This window comes from Sulfurirhabdus autotrophica, from assembly GCF_004346685.1.
Lineage (GTDB): Bacteria > Pseudomonadota > Gammaproteobacteria > Burkholderiales > SMCO01 > Sulfurirhabdus > Sulfurirhabdus autotrophica.
Genome location: NZ_SMCO01000020.1, coordinates 38,623 through 58,335 on the forward strand (window position 1 = coordinate 38,623; position 19,713 = coordinate 58,335).

Here is a 19,713-nt window from a genome sequence, read left to right on the forward strand (position 1 = left end):
TTTTGATCGAGGAGAAATAAAAAATGGCAACAGTACGTGGGTGTAACCTTCCTGATGACCTGTTCTATAACGTTGACAATAATGTCTGGGCACGCCGCGAAGGTGATGGCACGCTGACCATTGGTATGACTGCCTATGCATGCTCACTGGCTGGCGAAATTGTTTCTTACACCCCTAAAAAAGTGGGTAAATCAATTGATCAAAACAAATCCGTAACCACGGTTGAGTCTGGCAAGTGGGTAGGCCCGGTTAAGGCACCTGTAGCGGGTGAAATTCTGGCTATCAACGATGCCGTTGCTGCAAAGCCTGGCAGCATCAATGCTGATCCTTATGCTAGTGGCTGGCTGGTGAAGCTGAAGCCTTCAAACTGGGAGGGCGAGTCTGCCGGTCTGGTTACTGGTGGTGCTGTTGCTACAGCATTTGAAGCGAAAATGAATGCTGACGGTTTTGGCGGTTGTTAATATCGTTTTAATTAGTGGTGACGCAGTCTGACAGGTTGTACGAGTAGGGGCGATTCATATCGCCCCTATTACATTCACCAAATGAAAACACCACTGCAAGCAGGGTGAATAGTAGGAAATAGCGGAAACTCTATGCATAGTTGGCAATCAGTTGTAGAACAAGTTGAACCATTGGAAGGCATTGTCCTCGATGCGGGCTTGGTAACCGATATGCAAGAGCGTTATATAGGCTTGCATGGTGAAAGGGTGGGGCGAGTTAATTTTTATACGCCGACATTCAAAGCTTACTCGTCTTCTGAAATAGCCGGTTGTGGCAAAAGTGCCTGGCCTGCAGTTTCAATTACCGGCGGGGATTGCAAGTTGCAGTGCGATCACTGTAAAGCGAAGATTCTTGAGCCGATGATCCCGGCACGCACGCCTGAAGAATTATGGCGTGTCGTAAATGATCAGATTTCAAGTGGTGCCCAAGGGATGTTGTTGACAGGCGGTTCTAACCACCGCAACGAAGTTGAGTATAACGACTATTACGCGACGATTCGTCGTATCAAAGATACTTTCCCTACCTTTAAGATTGCCATGCACACAGCATTGGTCGACATGGATATTGCTCGTCGCATGGAAGATTGCGGCATTGATGCAGCCATGATGGACGTGATTGGTTCTCAGGACACGATTACGCAAGTTTATCATTTGAAGCGGAATGTGGATGATTTTGAGCGAACGCTGGAGTATCTGGTTTCTACCAACATGAAGGTAGTGCCACATATAGTGCTTGGCCTGCATTACGGCAAGCTGCTGGGCGAGTGGAATGCGCTGGAAATTATTCAGCGCCACAAGCCTACTGCAGTGGTGCTGGTGGTAGTGATGCCATTCTACGCACCAGAAAACCGCCCTTTTGTCACGCCAGATAGTGCAGAAGTAGGACGTTTTTTCATGGATGCGCGTGTTGCATTGCCTGACATCCCGATTTTATTGGGTTGTGCACGCCCGACAGGTCGCGCCAAAATGGAAATTGACAGCTATGCCGTGATGGCAGGATTGAATGGGATTGCCCATCCTGCCGATGGCATGGTTGAGTTGGCAGCCCGGCTTGAACGTGATGTTCGGGTGACGCCAGCTTGCTGTTCAATTGCGATTGGTGATGAAGTGATGGCGATAGAAACGGAAGATGCCGGTTTGCAAATTGACATACAACGCATCATTGAAATGGAACGTACACGTAAAGCAACGCCCTCAGTCAGTTCGGGGGGGTTGTCAGGCATTAAGGTTGTGACTTCTGGTATTTCTGCAGGCGGAGGTTGCTGTAGTTAATTCGCAGCACTTATTTCAACGGATATACATATTGTTGAAATGTTGAATTTTGATTCAGGTGTGATTCATCCTGTGGATAGTTCGAAATTTATAATCGTTGTTGCCCAAGCGGCGTACGTGCTTTATTTATATGAATAAAATTTGGCGAACGATTGATACTGGCCTGCTCCCTGCAGCAGAGAATATGGCGCTTAATCGCGCTTTGCTGGAAGCACGTCAGGCGAATGAAATTCCCAATACGTTGCGGTTTTTGCGGTTTAAACCTTGCGCGTTATTGGGTTTTCATCAAAGTGCAGAACAGGAATTAAACCTGGATTACTGTGCAGATAATGATATAGATATTCAACGCCGCATTACTGGCGGCGGTGCGATTTACTTTGATGAAACACAAATAGGCTGGGAGCTGTATCTTAACAAGCATGATTTAGGTACGGCGGATATGACCCAGATTTCCCGCCGAATTTGTGAAGCCGCAGCTAAGGGTATTAGTGCATTAGGTGTTGATGCGCAGTATCGCCCACGAAATGACATCGAAGTGAATGGCAAAAAAATATCAGGGACCGGCGGCGCATTTGATGGTGATGCCTTGATGTACCAAGGCACGTTGCTGATCCAGTTTGATGTAGAAAAAATGTTACGCGTACTGCGTATTCCGGCAGAAAAGTTATCCGATAAAGCTATCGCATCTGCTAGGGATCGGGTTGCAAACTTGGCGGATTTACTGGGAAAAACGCCAGAAATGGCAGAAGTAAAGGTGAAATTGGCAGACGCATTTGCACAGGAATTTAATGTCACGTTTGAATCAGGTGAATTGTCGGAAATTGAGCAAGCACGTTATGAAGTAGCGTTGGCTGAAATTGACCACCCTGACTGGGTAAATATGTTGTCTAAACCAGTTTCGGACATGCCATTAGTTGAAGCGGTACAGAAATTTTCGGGTGGACTGCTTAGAGTGCGTGTTGCGTTTGACCGGAAAATGCAGCGAATTAAGCAGGTGTGGTTCACGGGGGATGTGTTTGTCAGTCCCAAGCGTATCATTGCCGATCTGGAATCAGCCTTGCGTGATACGCATGCTGAACAGCTGGAACAGAAAGTGAATGATTTTTTTGCTCAGAGAAAAGTGGATATGTTGACGCTAATGCCAGCCGATTTTATTGCCGTAATAACATTGGCGCTTGATTCAGCAGAAACAACTGAACCAATAGGGCAAACAGACGCAACGTAATTAGTTTTCTCCAATTTTGGAATGATGTAGTTTGCAATAGCGAAATAAGCTGGGAATACTGGATTGGTTAAGAAGGTTGATGTTCTGATTATTGGGCTGGGCCCCGCGGGTGGCGCAGCAGCTGTTGCCGCAGCGCGAGAAGGTTTGTCCGTGCTGGTAATCGATCGTCGCAAGGAAGTCGGTTTGCCGGTGCAATGCGCTGAGTTCATCCCTTTACCTATGGGTAAATATGCCCAGTCTGAAGGGGTGATATTTCAGCGTATCACCGGAATGAAAAGCTTGCTTCCTTCAGGTGCAGTGGAAGAAACAGAATTTCCTGGGTTGATGATAGACAGGGCTGCCTTTGATCAGGCGCTGGCGAATGAAGCTGCACGAAATGGTGCCGTGTTGCAATTAGAGAGTCGATTGGTTAGGCTGGATGCAGCAGAATCCCGAGCATGGATCAAAACTGCACTTGCAGAAGAAGAAATTGAATATCGCGTATTGATTGCTGCCGATGGGCCTCATTCTACTGTTGCAGAATCGCTGGGTTTGCCTGAACTGGATATAGTGCATACACGTCAGTACACAGTGCCACTGAAACAGGCATATGAGGATACGGATATTTGGCTGTCTGATGCATTCCCGGGTGGATATGGCTGGCTATTTCCCAAAGGGAAGTTTGCAAATTTGGGATTGGGTGCTGACAAGCATTTTACTGCTGATCTTAAAACGCCACTGGATGCACTGCACAGTCAGCTAGTTGCGGAAGGTCGTGTAGGCGAAGAGATATCTTACCGCACGGGTGGCGCTATACCTGTGGGCGGGCTACGTGAACAACTGGTAGTGGGAAATATCATGCTGACGGGTGACGCAGCAGGGCTGACGCACCCAATTACAGGCGCAGGTATTTCAGCTGGGGTAGTATCAGGAGAACGTGCTGGACAAGCGGCTGCAGCTTGGTTGAATGGTCAGGACAAAAAAGCGTTTGCCGATTTCGAAGAAGATATTCGTGACCAGTTTGAAACGACATTGAAACGAGCAGTTGAAAGAAGACAATGGTTGAATCAGCACTGGAAAAGTGAAGAAGCGCAAAAAGATGCAATGCACCGAAAAGGGTGGATCGCATTTCCGGAATATTTTAGTGTTTAATGAAGTGAAATACTCACAGGGTTTTAAAAAGCTGAATGCAAAATAGCAAGTTATAAGGGCATTTTTTTGCACAATATAGCGGGCAAATTAAAAAGTTATATCAGCGATGCTTTGGTAACACTGTGGTAAATTCTGTAGAACTTGGCCTTGAATTAGGAGAGAAAAATGAGTGCAGTACTTGAGAATAATGATGTTCAAACGGTCAACTTTTATCGACCTAATTACCACATCAAAACCCCGGAAATGCGTTCGCCTGAATATATACAGATGAGCACCGCTGCTGCCATTACGCTGGGTCTTATTCCTGGTAATATGCATCGGACAGCATGCACCAACTGCCTGAATCTGTTGGTCACCTATCCTGAAGGTTGTCGTGCTAACTGTACCTATTGTGGCTTGGCACGGCATCGTGAAGAAACACGTGATTACGCTGACCGTAACTTTATTCGTGTAGATTGGCCAACTGCCAAATACGATGAAGTCATCGAACGGGTAAAAGCGTCTACCGATAAAGGGCAGTTTCAGCGTATGTGCATTTCCATGATTACGCACCCTAATTCAGATGCGGACACATTTGTTTTGCTAAAGCGCTGGACTGACGAATTGCCGCATATCCCGGTATCTATCCTTTCCAATCCAACTACGATGGAAAGGGAAGATCTGGTCAAGTTGAAAGAGCTTGGCGCAGATATCTTCACCGTTGCGCTGGATGCGGTCACACCGGAAATTTTTGAACGTACTCGCGGTAAAACCGTTGATAGCCCACATCGTTATTCCAAATACTGGCAAGCCATTGAATGGGCAGCAGAGATTTATGGTCCGGAAAAATTTGGTGCGCACTTGATCTGCGGCATGGGTGAAACCGAACAAGAAATACTGGAAGTGTGTCAAAAAATTAAGGACTTGGGCGGCCATAATCACATGTTCGCTTTCTTCCCGGAACAGGGGTCCATGATGGAAGATTGGCCAGCCTGTGACCGTGCGCAATGGCGTCGCGTGCAGTTGGCACGTTTTATTATTGATTATGCAGGCGGTCATTTCAGCAACATGCAGTTTAACGACAAAGGCCAGGTTATCGAATTTGGCATGCCGGAAGACGAGCTTGCAGAGCTGATTAACTCAGGGAAGCCATTCCAGACGTCGGGTTGTCCAGGTAAGGATGATGAAGAAGTGTCTGCCTGTAACCGACCTTACGGCGATTCCAGTCCGTCTGATATTTTATCATTTCCGTTTGCGCTGAAAAAAATCGACGTGGATAACGTAAAGCGCCAGATGGCGGGTGAAGATATTGGTGCTGGACTGTTATAAGGTAAAGGATTAACAAAGAGTGCCGATATAAAAACCGGTGCTTTAAAATTTGGCTTTAAAGCTAATTCAAAAAACGATACATAAATCCCAACTATTTTAAAATTACTTAGCAATTTAACAATATACAAATGCAGCACTTAATTAGTTGGAGAAATACATGAAATTTAAGAAATTGATTGGCATGATGGCAATTGCAGGTATGGCTGCCCCTGGTATTGCTTCGGCCACAAATGGCTACTTTGCTGAAGGTTATGGTATTAAGACGCGTGGTATGGGTGGTGCAGGAATTGCGCTTCCTCAAGATGCTATGGCGGCTGCTACCAACCCTGCAGGTATGGTGATGGTGGGTGGCCGGTTGGATATTGGGTTAACCTACTTTCAACCTGATCGTTCAGTTATTCTGGGTCCGAATGGAGTGGGAGCAAATCCAACTATTGGCACAGGTGAATATACAAGTGATAACAAGTATTTTCTGATTCCGGAAGTGGGCTACAACCATATGCTTAATAAAGACATGGCGCTTGGTGTCGTGGTTTACGGTAATGGTGGTCTTAACACAAAATACAATAAACCCTTGTTTTCTCAAGGTGGCAGTGCATCAAACGCTTCCAGTGACATGTTGCAATTGTTTGTTGCACCAACATGGTCAATGAAAATAAATGAAAACAACGCAATTGGTGTAAGTCTGAATTTGGTATACCAACAATTTTCAATCAGTGGATTGGAAGGCTTTGCTGGTAAGTCGAGCGATAGTGTGAATCTGACCGGTAACGGGCATGACAAGTCCACAGGTTATGGATTGAAATTGGGTTGGACTGGAAAGGTGGCGCAAAACGTTACTTTAGGGGCTACTTATCAAACCTTAACCAAGATGTCCAAGTTTGATAAATACAAGGGCATGCTAGCTGAAGGAGGTTCGCTGGATATACCATCGACTTATGGATTGGGCATTGCTGTTGATGTAACGCCGAGCATGATCATCGCTGCAGACGTGGTGCGAATCAATTACGGTGATGTAAAGGCGCTCAATAATCCGGGCAGTAATCAAGCTTTGCTGGGCACGGATAATGGACCCGGTTTTGGCTGGAATGATCAGACCGTCTACAAATTAGGTTTGTCATATAAATATTCACCAGGCCTGACTTTGCGGGCTGGCTACAACTATGCCAAAGCACCATTTAATAGTGACCAAAACTATTTCAACTTTGTTGCGTTGGCAACCACAGAATCCCATCTAAGTTTGGGTGCAACCTGGGTTCTAGCCGATAAATCTGAATTATCGTTAATGTACATGCATGCATTTGATAAGGGTATGTATAGTTCTGCGACAGATAGCACCATCCGGATGAAGCAGGATGCTATTGGTATTGCTTACGGACTGAAAATGTAAAACGCTCAGTAAGCTTGATAATTTAAAAATGGGCTGAACAAAGTGTTCAGCCCATTTTTTGTCATAAGTGGTAAAAACGCGAGTGTTGCATTTGTGCAACATGCTACCGGTATAAATAGACTAATGGCTGCAAATGAGTTGTCAAAGAAGTGAGATTTTGTAATATTAGTACCCATTCACGGCTGTTCTATGAATGATAAAAAAATTTAAAAAACGAGTCGGTACTCAACCCAATTTGTCGGAGGAAACATGAAACTTAAAAAACTGATCGGAATTATGGCTATAGCGGGCTTGGCAGTTCCTGGAATTGCTTCTGCAACCAATGGTTACTTTTCACATGGTTATGGTATTAAAGCGAAAGGTATGGGCGGTGTAGGGATTGCGCTTCCACAAGATGCGCTGGCTGCTGCCACTAATCCTGCCGGTATGGCTATGGTAGGTGATCGTGTTGATTTTGGCGTGGATTATTTTAGCCCTAAGCGCACAGCTACTTTTGGAGCGGGTCTGCCAGTTGCCGCCGGTAACTATGAAAGTGGCTCTACAAGCTTCTTTGTACCAGAATTTGGTTATAATAAAATGATCAGTTCTGACATGTCTGTAGGTGTTTCGGTTTTTGGTAACGGCGGAATGAACACAGATTACAACACTGGCTTACTATCACAAGGTGGTGCAGTTTCTAAGACCAACAGTAATCTTGAACAACTTTTCATTGCTCCTACATGGGCGATGAAGATAAATCCAAATCATGCTATTGGTGTGTCATTGAATTTAGCCTATTCAACCTTCAAGGCTGAAGGGCTTGAAGGATTTGGAATTCCAAACCATGGTAAGGATACATCTACAGGTTATGGTTTGAAGTTGGGCTGGACTGGAAAAATTGCGTCGAACGTGACTATGGGTGCTACCTATCAAAGCAAGACCAAGATGAAAGATTTCTATAAATATAGTGATTTGTTCGCAGGTCGTGGCAGTTTTGATATTCCTGAAACCTACGGTATAGGTATTGCGTTTGACGTCAATCCTCAGACAGTGATTGCTGCTGATGTTGTTCAGATTAATTATGGCGGTATCAGAGCTCTGGCAAACGTTCAAACCAACACATGTGCTTTAGGTTCGGATTGTGGTTCTGGTTTCGGCTGGAAAGATACAACCGTGTATAAGTTGGGCGTATCTCATGCACTCAGCAAAGACCTGACTTTGCGTGCTGGTTACAACTATGCTAAAGCACCATTTGATGGAACTCAAACCTATTTCAACATTTTAGCTCCAGCAACTGTTGAACAGCATTTGACACTGGGCGCAACTTGGACTTTGGCTAACAAAGCAGAGTTAAGCGTTTCTTATATGCATGCGTTTAACAAAGAAATTAAGAGTACAACAGCTACGCCAGTTAATTTGAAAATGTCTCAAGATGCACTTGGCATTGCTTACGGTTGGAAGATGTAATTTGATAGAAAGCGTTTGAATCTATAAATGCTAAAAAAGGCCGAAAGCTTTGCTTTCGGCCTTTTTTTTACCAAATTCCCTCTGGTATAGAGGGCTAGGATAGGTTAGTATCAAAATACTGATCCTTGCTTATCGGGCAAGGAATAGATACAAGCCAAGTATGCTGGAAAAGCATGTCGGTTTCACAAAATAAATCTGTACTGGAGGCACAATGAACTCATTAATTAAATCATTCTTTCTCATGGCTTTAATGTTGCTGGGTATAGCAACAGCAATGGCCGATGATGTATTAAAACCATTTATCCTCGGCTCCAAAGGACCAGGAACGGTTGCGGAAAAAGTGGATCTTGCCAAGAAAGCGTTAACTGAACAGGGTTTTGCGATTGCGGGCACCTATTCTCCATACCCAGGCGCCACTATTCTGATTGTGACCAATGACGAGTTGAAGCGTAATGCAGCGCAATCTGAGCACGGCGGTTTCGGTGCAATGCAGCGTGTTTCTGTCACGAAAGTGAGTGATGAAGTACAGGTGTCTTACACAAATCCGGTTTACCAGGCGAACGCTTACCGTATGAAAGGTGATTTAAAGAGCGTGGCAGATAAGCTGGGCACGGCTTTAGGCAAGATCGAAGAGTTTGGTGCGCGCGGTTTAACAGCTCGCCAACTTCGTAAATACCATTATATGGTGGGTATGGAGTATTTTGATGAGCCTAGCTTGCTGGCTGAATACGATAGTTATGAAGAAGCTATCAAAGGTGTTGAGGCAGGGCTTGCCGCCGGTAAAGGCGGCGTAAGCAAGGTTTATCGCATTGATATTCCTGGTAAGAAAGAAGCTGTGTTTGGAGTCGCTCTCAAGGGTGGTGAAAACAAATACATGGATGATAAATTCATTATGAGCGAAATTGATTTCAAGGATGTGAAATCAACAGCGCATTTACCTTATGAGATGCTTGTTGCTGGAAATAAAGTGTATGCGCTTTATGCACGTTTCCGTATTGCTACCAGCTTTCCGGATTTGGCAATGATGGGTAAAAATAGTTTCATGAATATCATGAAGTCACCTGAGGAAATTCGTAAAGCGCTTGTTACGGCTGCAGGTGGAAAAGAAGAAAAATCCATGTGGTAATAGAATGTGGCGTTTTATGAAAGTCACATAACGAAAATACTGTTTATCAAAATTGTATATTGGAGACAAAAAATGAAAAAATATCTGATTTTGCTTGCGATGCTGATTTGGGCGCCAATAGCACTTGCTGTCACCCCCTATATTTATGGGGATAAAGTAAATGGTGGTGATATAAAGTCAACCATGGCGCAAGTTGAAAAGAAAGTCGCAGCGGAAGGATTTTCCGTCATTGGGCACCATTATCCAGCCGGTATGTCTCAGTATTATGGCGTGTTGATTGTGACTGATAAAGGGATTCTTGATGCCATTCGTTCAATGGGTGGTGCTGCAATTGTAGGCGCAGCAATTCGTATTGGTGTGCGTTCTGATGGAACGGTTTCTTATATGAATCCTGATTACTGGTACAGAGCGTACTTCCGTAAGCAGTTTAGTTCTGCTGAAGGCGCCGTGAAAGCGGTTAAGGAGAAGTTAAGTAGTGCTTTGGGTGCTGGTAAGGGTTTTGGTGGAGATGAAAAGCCTGACTCATTAGCCAACTATCGTTACATGGTAGGGATGGAAAAGTTTGATTCAGATAAAAATGAGTTGAAGTCCTATCCTAGTTTTGAGTCTGCCGTGAAAGCTGTGCAGGACAATTTGGCTAAAGGCAAAAATACAACTTCAAAATCCTATGAAGTGATCATGGCAGATAAAAAAATTGCTGTGTTTGGCGTGGCGATGAATGACCCTAAAACGGGTGAAAGCTGGTTTGTGAAGAAAATCGGTTCGGACAATATTGCTGCTTTGCCTTACGAGATATATGTAGTGAACGGTAAAGTCAATGCGTTATATGGACGTTATCGCCTTGCATTGGCCTGGCCTAATCTGGGTATGGGGACCTTCATGGGCATCAGCGATGCGCCAGATGAGATTCTTGAAACGTTGACAGGTGTGGCTGGTGGTATTTACGAGAAATCCAGCGCGTTTTAATTTGATCAGGTGATACATGTTGTATGGAACAACACCCGCTTCGGCGGGTTTTGTTTTTAAGGGTTTCAACGATGTGATGATGGAAGGATAGAAGGCATAATTATATTTGGTTTGCATTTATTTTAGCCAGATGTCGAATAATTCCCCTAATTTTAGCGTGGTTGCACTCAGATGAAATATTCGCCACACTGATTGTTTTGAAGCAGGAAGTCCAGTATGAAGCAAATTAAAGTAACCGATGTTGGCCAAATCAAGAACGAACTTAATAAGTATAAAAAAGGCAAAAAGCTGGATATTCGCCAGTTTAATCAGGTGGCGAGGTTGGCTTGGCTCGGTAAAATAACTATGTCACCTTTAGACGCGGAGGACCCACAATGCGAGTCCTGGTTATTACATTTGCAACATCCTGAAGGATTGGCGGAGCATTTTTTGACGCTGGATGAAGATCTGATGTCGCAAATCCATATTCTGGATAGAGAACAAGGTCGATACCTTGCCGAAATTTTGCAACAAGGCATAGAAGAGCGCGTCGGACAGTTGAAGACATTGAACCAGCGCGATTTTTACTTTGGTAAGTTTTTTAAATCGGATGAGCAAAAAGAGTCACTGTAATCCACGTGCATAGGTTGCTCTCTACCCTCGATTCCTTCAATAACTAATGCGTTCGGCTGCCCGTTGGATTGATATCGGTCTGGTTGCACCTGCAACATTTCATGCGACTTATGCGGGGTTGGCAGATCATCAGGTGGCTAATGCTGCCCCGATTTTACTCTGGGGCAGAACCACTGAACATATATGTCTGGGGCAACATCAGAATTTGATGGCGGAACTTGCGCAACCTCTTGAGGTGCCGGTATTGCAACGTCCGTTAGGGGGTGGCACGGTATGGGTAGATGAATTTCAATATTGTTTTGTATTGATTGTGCCGCTTGAATTGCTGCCGGGTCGGCCTCAGGAATGGTTCGAATGGGGATTGGCCCCTATGTTAGCCACTTACAGGCGGTTTGGCATGGAAGTGGAGCTTCATGCGCAAGACGTCTGGCTGGATGGCCGTAAAATTGGGGGAAGCGGTGCTGCGACAATCGGAAATTGTGCTGTACTGGCAAGTAGCTTTCTGATGCATTTTCCAATAGCACATTTTGTGCAGTGTATTGCTTGCCCTACTGAAGGTTTTCGTAATTGGATGGCCGAAGCGTTAAGTGTAGCGATGACAGATTGGCAAAGTCATCAGTCTGTGCCGGATGAATCGGTACTCGTGAAAGTGTTTTGGGATAGTCTTCAAGCAGGCCTGAAGTGGGATTTTATTCAGTCAGCGTTATCCGCAGATGAGGTTCTTGCTCGAGATGCAGTACTTCCTGAATTAGCTGAGCTGGACGCATCAAATGGCAAACGGCTGGTACCTGATGGTATTAAGCTCAATGCTCGTACTTTTCTCACTGAAAAGCATGATGGCACAAACTGGGTAAGAGTGCTGACTGTAGATGGAAAATTCTCTCGCATCATGTTGTCTCGCGTTTTATCTGCGGAACAATTGGAAAAACTGGTTTTATCCAGCCCAACAATTGAAGCTTTGCAAGCTGAACTGATACTGATGATGCCGTTGGGTGAAGCGGAATATTGGGCAGCATTGATAATGAACACCGCGTTTATCAGTGCTTAGTGCTCGTTGTGAACGAACGTAATAAATAACAGGTAATTGAAATGGCTATACCAACTATAGACTCCCGTCTGCAGAAAAAAATGATTGTAATGACGCGAGATGAAGATTTGCTGGCTTCCCTGCAAGCAGGGCTGCCTGCAGGGTGGGAAATGGTTGTTACGCTGGATCTGGAAGATTTAGGCGGTTTTCAGGATATTCTGCAACATCGATTTATTTTGCTCGATCTTGATGAGTATGATGCATTTGATCCGTTGGATGTCATACGTATGGTTCGGATGGAGTTAATGCTCAATGTGCCGATTTTTTGTTTTGGGGGCGAGCCGGATGTGCGAGATGAGGCGAGATTATCCCGGGCAGACCGTTTCTTTGAGCGTGATGAAATCGTCGGCAAGATGAAGTTGTTTTGCCAGCAATATGAGTGGTAGATAGTTCATGGCTATAAAGCTGGATATTCGATTGGGCGGTAGTTATAGCAACGGTGAGTTTGGTAACCGCTGGGTTGTTCGGCAGATCATCTCAATTACAACTGCAAGAGATGAAATCGAGTCTGAGAGTGTCACTTTTAAGGTACTGGTTGGTCCGGGCAGGCGCAGTAAAGGAAGCTGTACTTTGGTCGAATTTGAAAAATGGGCCAGGCACGAAGTGGTGCGAAATGAAAATAGCTGGGGGCGTGTTGAGGTAGAAAGTGACGTCTGAGCACAAGACTTTAACCCAGAGATATAGCAAGCGTTTTAATTAGCTATGTCCCTGGGGTGATTGATTACGGTTTGAGTGTGTTAACTCAGTTTGCTTAACTGGATTTTCAGCTTATCAAGCGTATCACTGAAATTAGCCAGTCGTTCCCTTTCCAGTTCCACTACTTTTGCGGGCGCTTTATCTACAAAACTGGGGGTTGAAAGTTTGCTTTGCGCTTTGGTAATTTCAACTTCCAGTTTGTTGATTTCTTTTTCCAGGCGCGCCATTTCTGCAGCCCGGTCTATTTCTACTTTCAACATTAATTTATAGTCGCCAATAATCGCAACTGGGGCATCGGCTTCCGGTAGTTCATTGTCGGCAATGCTGATCTCGGATAATTTGGTCAATGCTACAAGGTAGGGTGCGTAACTGGCCAAAGCAGCTTTATCACCCAGCGCAATCAATGGCACTTTTTGGGCAGGTGAAAGACTCATTTCCGAACGCAGGCCTCGGCACGCATTAACCAATTCTTTTAATATGGCAATGTGTTGAATTGAGGATGCGTTTATGCGCGAAGTATCAGGCTCAGGAAAGGGTTGTAGCATGATACTTTCGCCAGATTTTCCGGCGAGTGGTCCAATTTTCTGCCACAGTTCTTCAGTGATAAACGGAATGATTGGGTGAGCCAGACGCAGCGTGGTTTCAAGCACACGCACCAGCGTACGGCGAGTAGCGCGCTGCTCCGCTTCATTGCCCTGACTGATTTGTACCTTGGCCAGTTCGACATACCAGTCACAATATTCATCCCAGACAAACTCATAAATACTGCGTGCAGCCATATCAAAGCGATAGGTGTTAAGCGCATCACTCACTTCCGATTCTGCCTGCTGCAAGCGGCTGATAATCCACTTGTCGGCATCTGAATAGTGCAGAGGTGCGCTATCGTCGAGTCCGACATCATGACCTTCTGTGTTCATGAGAACGAATCGGGTGGCATTCCAGAGCTTGTTGCAGAAATTGCGGTAGCCATCACAGCGTTGCAAGTCAAATTTGATGTCGCGTCCATGTGTGGCTAGGCTGGCGAAAGTGAAACGTAACGCATCCGTTCCAACGGATGTGATGCCATCCGGAAAATGCTTGCGGGTTGTTTTGGTGATGGACTCCGCTTGCTTGGGGTTCATCAAATTGCTGGTGCGTTTGGTGATCAGTTCCTGTAGCGTGATGCCGTCAATCAGATCCAGAGGGTCAAGTACATTACCCTTGGATTTGCTCATTTTCTGGCCTTCTGCATCACGTACCAGTCCGTGTACATAGACTTCATTGAATGGCACTTTGTCAGTGAAGTGCAGTGACATCATGACCATGCGCGCGACCCAGAAAAAGATGATGTCAAAACCAGTCACTAGCACACTGGTAGGCAAGAATGTTTTTAGTTCTTCGGTGTTACTTGGCCAGCCCAGAGTCGAAAAAGGCCAAAGGGCAGAACTGAACCAGGTGTCCAGCACATCTTCATCCTGGGTAAGTTTTTTGTCACCGGCTTGTTTTTGAGCCTCTTCCAGGGTCTTGGCAACATAGTAATTACCTTCTTCGTCGTACCAGGCGGGAATGCGATGCCCCCACCAAAGTTGACGGGAAATGCACCAGTCCTGAATGTTGGTGAGCCACTGGTTGTAGGTGTTTGTCCAGTTTTCCGGAACAAAGCGCAATTCGCCCTTTGCAACCACTTCCAGACCGCGTTGAGCAAGTCCTTCCATGGCTACGAACCATTGGTCGGTTAACATGGGCTCAATGACGGCGTGAGAACGGTCACCGCGTGGTACCATCATTTTATGAGGTTTGGCGGCTACCAGCAGATCTTTTGCTTCAAGATCTGCCAGGATTTTAGTACGTGCTACATAACGATCCAACCCTTGATACTCTTCCGGCGCCATTTCATTTATTTTAGCATCCAGCGTGAAAATATTGATTGAAACCAAATGATGTCGCTGGCCAACTTGATAGTCGTTAAAGTCGTGTGCTGGTGTGATTTTTACGCAACCGGTGCCGAATGCAGGATCGACATAGTCATCGGCAATGATTGGAATGGTGCGTTCGCTCAATGGCAAACGGACGTGTTTGCCGACCAAATGTTTATAGCGCTCATCTTCTGGATTGACTGCCACTGCAACGTCGCCCAGCATGGTTTCCGGGCGGGTAGTTGCAACTTCCAGGTAGCCATCGCCTTCTTCTAGCGGGTAACGGATATGCCAGATGTGGCCATCTTCTTCCTGAGGAACAACTTCCAGGTCAGATACCGCCGTGCCCAGTACCGGATCCCAGTTGACCAGGCGTTTGCCACGATAAATGAGTCCTTGATTGTAGAGGGTCACAAACACTTCGCTGACAGCACGGGACAGGCCTTCGTCCATGGTGAAGCGTTCGCGGGACCAGTCGCAGGAGGCGCCCAGTCTGCGCATTTGGCGAGTTATGGTGGAGCCGGACTCTTCTTTCCATTGCCAGACACGTTTGATAAATTCATCACGCCCCAGATCGTGACGGGATAGGCCTTGCTGTTCAAGCTGGCGTTCTACTACGATTTGTGTGGCAATACCCGCATGATCCGTTCCCGGTTGCCATAAGGTATTGAAACCGCGCATGCGATGGTAGCGTGTGAGGCAATCCATCAAGGTGTCCTGAAAAGCATGGCCCATATGCAGTGTGCCAGTCACATTGGGGGGTGGCAGCATAATGCAATAGGCAGGTTTGCCTGATTCTAGACCAGCTTTAAAAAAATTCCTAGATTCCCAGAGTTGATACCAGCGTTGTTCAATATTTGTGGGTTCGTAGCTTTTAGCAAGTTCCATTGTGATGCAGTGCTTGTATAAAAAATAGGATTATACCGAATCGTTGGCATGTCCGCTGTTGTTTGGCGTGGTTGGGGCTGGATCTGCGTCAATGGAAACGTCGAGCATGGCAGTGAGTTGCTTCTGCAGTTCATTCGCTATGGTTTCTTTGACCATTTCCTCGATGTGCATACTGAACTGGTCAAGCATGCTGGACAGTGCTTTATCAAGTGAATTCGCCAGTTGGGGAGCAACGGATTTTTCCATTGCTTTCTGCAAATGCCGGTCGATGGAGCGCAAAATTTCTTCGGTCAAAGAGTCTGAGATTTGTGCCTGGGATTTTTGTGCAGTTACTTCTGGTATCTGTTGGAGGATTTCTGGTTCGACTTCGGCTTCAGCATCTTTATTAAGGTGTTCAAGGGGGGGGCTATCTTCTTCGCTATGGGGCTCGAATTTTTCCTGTAACTCGAAAAGCCTAGAAAGTTCTGTAGGTAACGTATCCAGATCAGGGGTTTCTGATTCAATTTCAGGGAAATCCGTGAACGAAATTTCTTCGGTAATCAACGATGGGTGATCCATAGCTTCAAAAGCCAGAGATGCAGAATTATCTTCCTGAAGGTCGGTTGGTTCTGTATCAAAAGTTGCTGTGTAGTAAGGGTCTAGATCGAGTTCCAATTCTTGTATTTGCGCAGCCTCCATTGACTGCATTTCGTCAGTTTCGAGGGTGTCGGTTAATACAGGGATGGGTTCATCTTCAATAAATACTTCGGTCAGTACAGGAATGTCCAAAGCGCTTAACGTCTTTGTCGATTCCGAAAAAGAGGGTTCGTCTTCTTGGGATGCCAATCCAGGTTGTTGAGGCATGGAAGGTGGGGGCGCGCTATTTTGATGTTTGCGTAATAGCGCATTCATTTTTCCAAAGATGTCGTTTTCGGTGGCCATAATAAGATCAGGACTTTCCTTTGCTCAAATCATGGGAACGGATTTCATAGCCGCGGTCACGATAAAATTTGAAACGGTCTCGTGCGGCCAGACGATCTGCCTCATCCGTGCTGACGATTTCGATAAGCCGTTGAAAGCGGCTGAAAAATGGTGGGTGCTCTGATCTCAGATTTAATAGTACTTCATCGTGCAGCAAACCATCTGCTTCATGCTGAATAATAATGGGGGTTAAAGCTGCAAGTTCATTTTGAGGGCTGCAGTGAGGTAGAAATGCCGTTGCCGATGCGCTCCATAGCAATTGGTTCATTACCTCACTGACTGCTTTGTCAGGTGTGTAAATCAAAACCCGCATGTCGCGCTCTAGCGCCTTGGCGCTTAACATGCAGGCAACCTGATGTTTATTCTCAACGTGCGTGTAAAAATCTATTTGTGTCATTGGACAGTGTTCGTTATCGTTCTTGGCGGATAGCTACGGTTTTCAAAAGTTAGTCTTTTGCACGGTTGATCAGGAAATGCGTTAATAGTGGTACTGGTCTGCCTGTGCCACCTTTATCTTTGCCCGATTTCCATGCCGTGCCTGCAATATCCAGGTGTGCCCAGTCGTATTTTTTTGTAAATCGTGATAGGAAGCAGGCAGCTGTAATGCTGCCACCAGCGCGGCCACCAATATTCGCCATATCTGCAAAATTGCTTTTTAACTGTTCCTGATACTCGTCCCACATAGGCATGTGCCAGGCGCGGTCATGGGCGTATTCACCTGCATGTAAAACTTCGCGGGCAAGGCTGTCATCATTACTGAATAGTCCGCTGGCGTGAGCCCCAAGTGCAATAACGCAGGCGCCTGTAAGTGTGGCGATATCGATTACCACTTCTGGTTCAAAGCGTTCGGCATAGGTCAGAGCGTCGCACAATATCAGGCGCCCTTCTGCGTCGGTATTCAGCACTTCAATGGTCTGGCCTGACATACTGGTGATGACATCACCAGGTTTGTTGGCATTGCCGTCCGGCAGGTTTTCACATGCTGGAATAATAGCGATCACATTCAGCGGAATCCGCATTTGCGCAATGGCTTTCATGGTGCCAAGTACGCTGGCAGCGCCACCCATGTCGTATTTCATTTCGTCCATTTCGGCAGCAGGTTTAAGTGAAATGCCACCAGCATCAAAAGTGACGCCTTTGCCGACGAGCACGACTGGCTTGCGTTTTTTGTCGCCCCCCTGATAATGGAGGACAATCAATTTAGGCGGCTGTCGACTGCCTTTCGCCACAGAAAGAAAAGCACCCATACCCAGCTTTTCCATATCTTTCTGTTCAAGAATTTCGGCTTTCATGTTTAAGGTTTTGGCCAAGCCTTGTGCTTGTTCTGCAAGGTAGCTTGGCGTGCAGTAGTTGCCAGGAAGATTTCCCAAATCCTTCGCCATATTCATGCCTTGAGCAATTGCCAGACCGCGACTGACGGCGGCTTCGCCATCCGCCAGTTCATTGCGACGAGATACACCCAAAGTAAGTTTTCGCAGTGGTCTGCGCACGTCGCTCAGTTTGCTTTTCAACCGGTCGAAACGGTAGGTACTCTCCATTGCCATCAAAACCGTTTGCTCAATTTTCCAGGCGGTATCGCGTTTCCTTACCTGTAATTCAGTGAGAAAGATAACGGCTTCCATTGAACCTGTTTCGTTCAAATTACGGATAGAAGAGCTGACTGCAGTCCGATATTCCTTGTCTTTAAAATCCCGTTCTTTTCCTAATCCAACGAGCAGCACCCTGTCGCAGAGTGTATTGGGAACGTTGTGCAATAATAGCGTTGTACCTAGCTTGCCTTCCATGTCCCCACGGCGAATAATATCGCTAATATAGCCATCGGAAACGCGGTCGATCAGATCGCCGGCAAGTGTGAGTTTACGGGGTTCAAATACCCCGACGACGACACAAGCCGTACGCTGTTTTTCCGGACTGCCGCTTTTTATGCTAAATTCCACGTTTTACTCCTTGAGGTACGGGATGTATTGTTATATTGAAAACTTGTTTTTATGCCAATTATCCATAGAATTTTCATAAAAAGTCAAAAATATTCATAATATATGATTTTTCGAAGCGCTTTATATAAAGAATTAACCAGCACTGCATTAGCGGTTTTTCTGGTATTGCTGGCGATTACTTTCACGACCTTGTTGATCCGATTGCTAGGGCAGGCAGCAAGCGGCTCTTTTGCAGCGGAAGCGGTGCTGGCTTTTTTAGGGTTTAGCGTACTCAATAACTTGTCTGTATTGTTATCATTAACACTATTTATTGCTGTTTTGATGACGCTTATAAGATGTTATCGTGATAGCGAGATGATTATCTGGTTTAGCTCGGGATTAAGTCTGACAGCATGGGTAAGGCCAGTCGTGTATTTTTCAGTTCCTTTAATCCTGTCTATTGCTGCCTTAAGTCTTTTTTTGGCACCCTGGTCATTGTTAAAGAGTGAAGAGCTGCGGCAGCAAATTGAAACCCGTGATGATGTGGCAACTATAGCACCGGGTGTTTTCAAGGAGTCCAAACACGCAGATCGAGTGTATTTTGTAGAGAATTTTGCTGGATCACAAAATACCGTGCGAAATATTTTCATGCAATCGTTACAGCACGATAAACTGGGTGTGATGTTTTCGGAACATGGTTATCAGGCTACAGAAAAAAATGGTGACCGATTTCTGGTGTTGCTGGATGGGAGAAGATACGAAGGGTTGGCTGGGTCAGCCGAGTATAAAATACTTGAATTTGGTCGCTATGCAATGAGAATCGAACCGTTTGAGGCGAAAATGGCTGCTGTGACGCCAAAATCATTATCCACTGCGAAGCTAGTAAAGCATCCATCACCCGAAAATTCAGCAGAACTGGTATGGCGCATAGGATTGCCGGTAAGTGCTATGATTCTGGTCTTGCTTGCCATTCCACTCGCGTTCGCCAATCCGCGTGCGGGGCGCTCATGGAGCTTGATTCTGGCACTTCTGATTTATATGGTTTATAGCAATTTATTGAGTATTTCTCAGGCGTGGGTCGCGCAACAGAAGTTGAGTCCCTCATCCGGTTTATGGGGTGTGCATGTGGCTATGTTAGTGCTGATGGTGTTTCTTTTTTACCGGCGGCTCTATTTTGCGCCGTCTCTGAATAAAAAATAACCTGATTATAAACAAACTTCAGCTAGGCTCATGTGGTGAGCCTTCTGCCTGAGAAAATACTCGGTATTGCGAAATACATGATACCGAGGAAAACA

General features: G+C 45.7%; 18 protein-coding genes. 14 read left to right on the forward strand and 4 right to left on the reverse strand.

Features of this window, described 5'->3' with window-relative positions:
- Nucleotides 1-23 precede the first annotated feature (23 nt).
- From EDC63_RS15270 to EDC63_RS15330, 13 genes are all read left to right on the forward strand, one after another.
- Nucleotides 24-461 (forward strand): glycine cleavage system protein H, encoded by a 438-nt coding sequence (locus EDC63_RS15270; protein ID WP_124945029.1) that lies wholly within the window; start codon nucleotides 24-26, stop codon nucleotides 459-461.
- 132 nt (nucleotides 462-593) lie between these two features.
- Nucleotides 594-1,772: a radical SAM protein gene (locus EDC63_RS15275; RefSeq protein ID WP_124945030.1), complete on the forward strand. Its 1,179-nt coding sequence runs from the start codon at nucleotides 594-596 to the stop codon at nucleotides 1,770-1,772.
- 130 nt (nucleotides 1,773-1,902) lie between these two features.
- The gene (locus tag EDC63_RS15280; protein ID WP_124945031.1) at nucleotides 1,903-2,997 is read left to right on the forward strand and encodes a lipoate--protein ligase family protein; all 1,095 of its coding nucleotides are present in this window, start codon (nucleotides 1,903-1,905) and stop codon (nucleotides 2,995-2,997) included.
- A gap of 63 nt (nucleotides 2,998-3,060) precedes the next feature.
- A complete protein-coding gene (locus tag EDC63_RS15285; RefSeq protein ID WP_124945032.1) occupies nucleotides 3,061-4,128 on the forward strand; it encodes an NAD(P)/FAD-dependent oxidoreductase in 1,068 nt (355 codons plus the stop codon).
- Nucleotides 4,129-4,293: 165 nt separating this feature from the next.
- Nucleotides 4,294-5,436, forward strand: coding sequence for a radical SAM protein (locus EDC63_RS15290; protein WP_124945033.1), 1,143 nt, complete (start codon nucleotides 4,294-4,296; stop codon nucleotides 5,434-5,436).
- 157 nt (nucleotides 5,437-5,593) lie between these two features.
- Nucleotides 5,594-6,826 (forward strand): OmpP1/FadL family transporter, encoded by a 1,233-nt coding sequence (locus EDC63_RS15295; RefSeq protein ID WP_124945034.1) that lies wholly within the window; start codon nucleotides 5,594-5,596, stop codon nucleotides 6,824-6,826.
- A 249-nt stretch (nucleotides 6,827-7,075) separates the two neighbouring features.
- A complete protein-coding gene (locus EDC63_RS15300; protein WP_124945035.1) occupies nucleotides 7,076-8,272 on the forward strand; it encodes an OmpP1/FadL family transporter in 1,197 nt (398 codons plus the stop codon).
- Nucleotides 8,273-8,483: 211 nt separating this feature from the next.
- Nucleotides 8,484-9,398 (forward strand): hypothetical protein, encoded by a 915-nt coding sequence (locus EDC63_RS15305; protein ID WP_124945036.1) that lies wholly within the window; start codon nucleotides 8,484-8,486, stop codon nucleotides 9,396-9,398.
- Between the two features lie 72 nt (nucleotides 9,399-9,470).
- On the forward strand, nucleotides 9,471-10,364 hold the full coding sequence (locus EDC63_RS15310; protein WP_124945037.1) for a hypothetical protein: 894 nt from the start codon (nucleotides 9,471-9,473) through the stop codon (nucleotides 10,362-10,364).
- 216 nt (nucleotides 10,365-10,580) lie between these two features.
- Nucleotides 10,581-10,976: a hypothetical protein gene (locus tag EDC63_RS15315; RefSeq protein ID WP_124945038.1), complete on the forward strand. Its 396-nt coding sequence runs from the start codon at nucleotides 10,581-10,583 to the stop codon at nucleotides 10,974-10,976.
- 46 nt (nucleotides 10,977-11,022) lie between these two features.
- Entirely contained in the window at nucleotides 11,023-12,024 is a 1,002-nt protein-coding gene (locus EDC63_RS15320; protein ID WP_124945039.1) for a lipoate--protein ligase family protein, read from the forward strand.
- Between the two features lie 41 nt (nucleotides 12,025-12,065).
- The gene (locus tag EDC63_RS15325) at nucleotides 12,066-12,449 is read left to right on the forward strand and encodes a hypothetical protein (protein ID WP_124945040.1); all 384 of its coding nucleotides are present in this window, start codon (nucleotides 12,066-12,068) and stop codon (nucleotides 12,447-12,449) included.
- A gap of 7 nt (nucleotides 12,450-12,456) precedes the next feature.
- Nucleotides 12,457-12,720 (forward strand): hypothetical protein, encoded by a 264-nt coding sequence (locus EDC63_RS15330; RefSeq protein ID WP_124945041.1) that lies wholly within the window; start codon nucleotides 12,457-12,459, stop codon nucleotides 12,718-12,720.
- 80 nt (nucleotides 12,721-12,800) lie between these two features.
- Here the strand turns inward: EDC63_RS15330 and EDC63_RS15335 are convergent, their stop codons facing one another.
- The 4 genes from EDC63_RS15335 to EDC63_RS15350 are packed head-to-tail and all read right to left on the reverse strand — an operon-like array spanning nucleotide 12,801 to nucleotide 18,439.
- Entirely contained in the window at nucleotides 12,801-15,542 is a 2,742-nt protein-coding gene (locus EDC63_RS15335; RefSeq protein WP_124945042.1) for a valine--tRNA ligase, read from the reverse strand.
- A gap of 30 nt (nucleotides 15,543-15,572) precedes the next feature.
- A complete protein-coding gene (locus EDC63_RS15340; RefSeq protein WP_124945043.1) occupies nucleotides 15,573-16,463 on the reverse strand; it encodes a hypothetical protein in 891 nt (296 codons plus the stop codon).
- Between the two features lie 7 nt (nucleotides 16,464-16,470).
- A complete protein-coding gene (locus EDC63_RS15345; RefSeq protein WP_124945044.1) occupies nucleotides 16,471-16,899 on the reverse strand; it encodes a DNA polymerase III subunit chi in 429 nt (142 codons plus the stop codon).
- A gap of 49 nt (nucleotides 16,900-16,948) precedes the next feature.
- The gene (locus tag EDC63_RS15350) at nucleotides 16,949-18,439 is read right to left on the reverse strand and encodes a leucyl aminopeptidase (RefSeq protein WP_124945045.1); all 1,491 of its coding nucleotides are present in this window, start codon (nucleotides 18,437-18,439) and stop codon (nucleotides 16,949-16,951) included.
- Nucleotides 18,440-18,541: 102 nt separating this feature from the next.
- Here EDC63_RS15350 and lptF point away from each other — a divergent pair, with 102 nt between their 5' ends.
- On the forward strand, nucleotides 18,542-19,618 hold the full coding sequence (lptF, locus tag EDC63_RS15355; RefSeq protein WP_124945046.1) for an LPS export ABC transporter permease LptF: 1,077 nt from the start codon (nucleotides 18,542-18,544) through the stop codon (nucleotides 19,616-19,618).
- Nucleotides 19,619-19,713 lie beyond the last annotated feature (95 nt).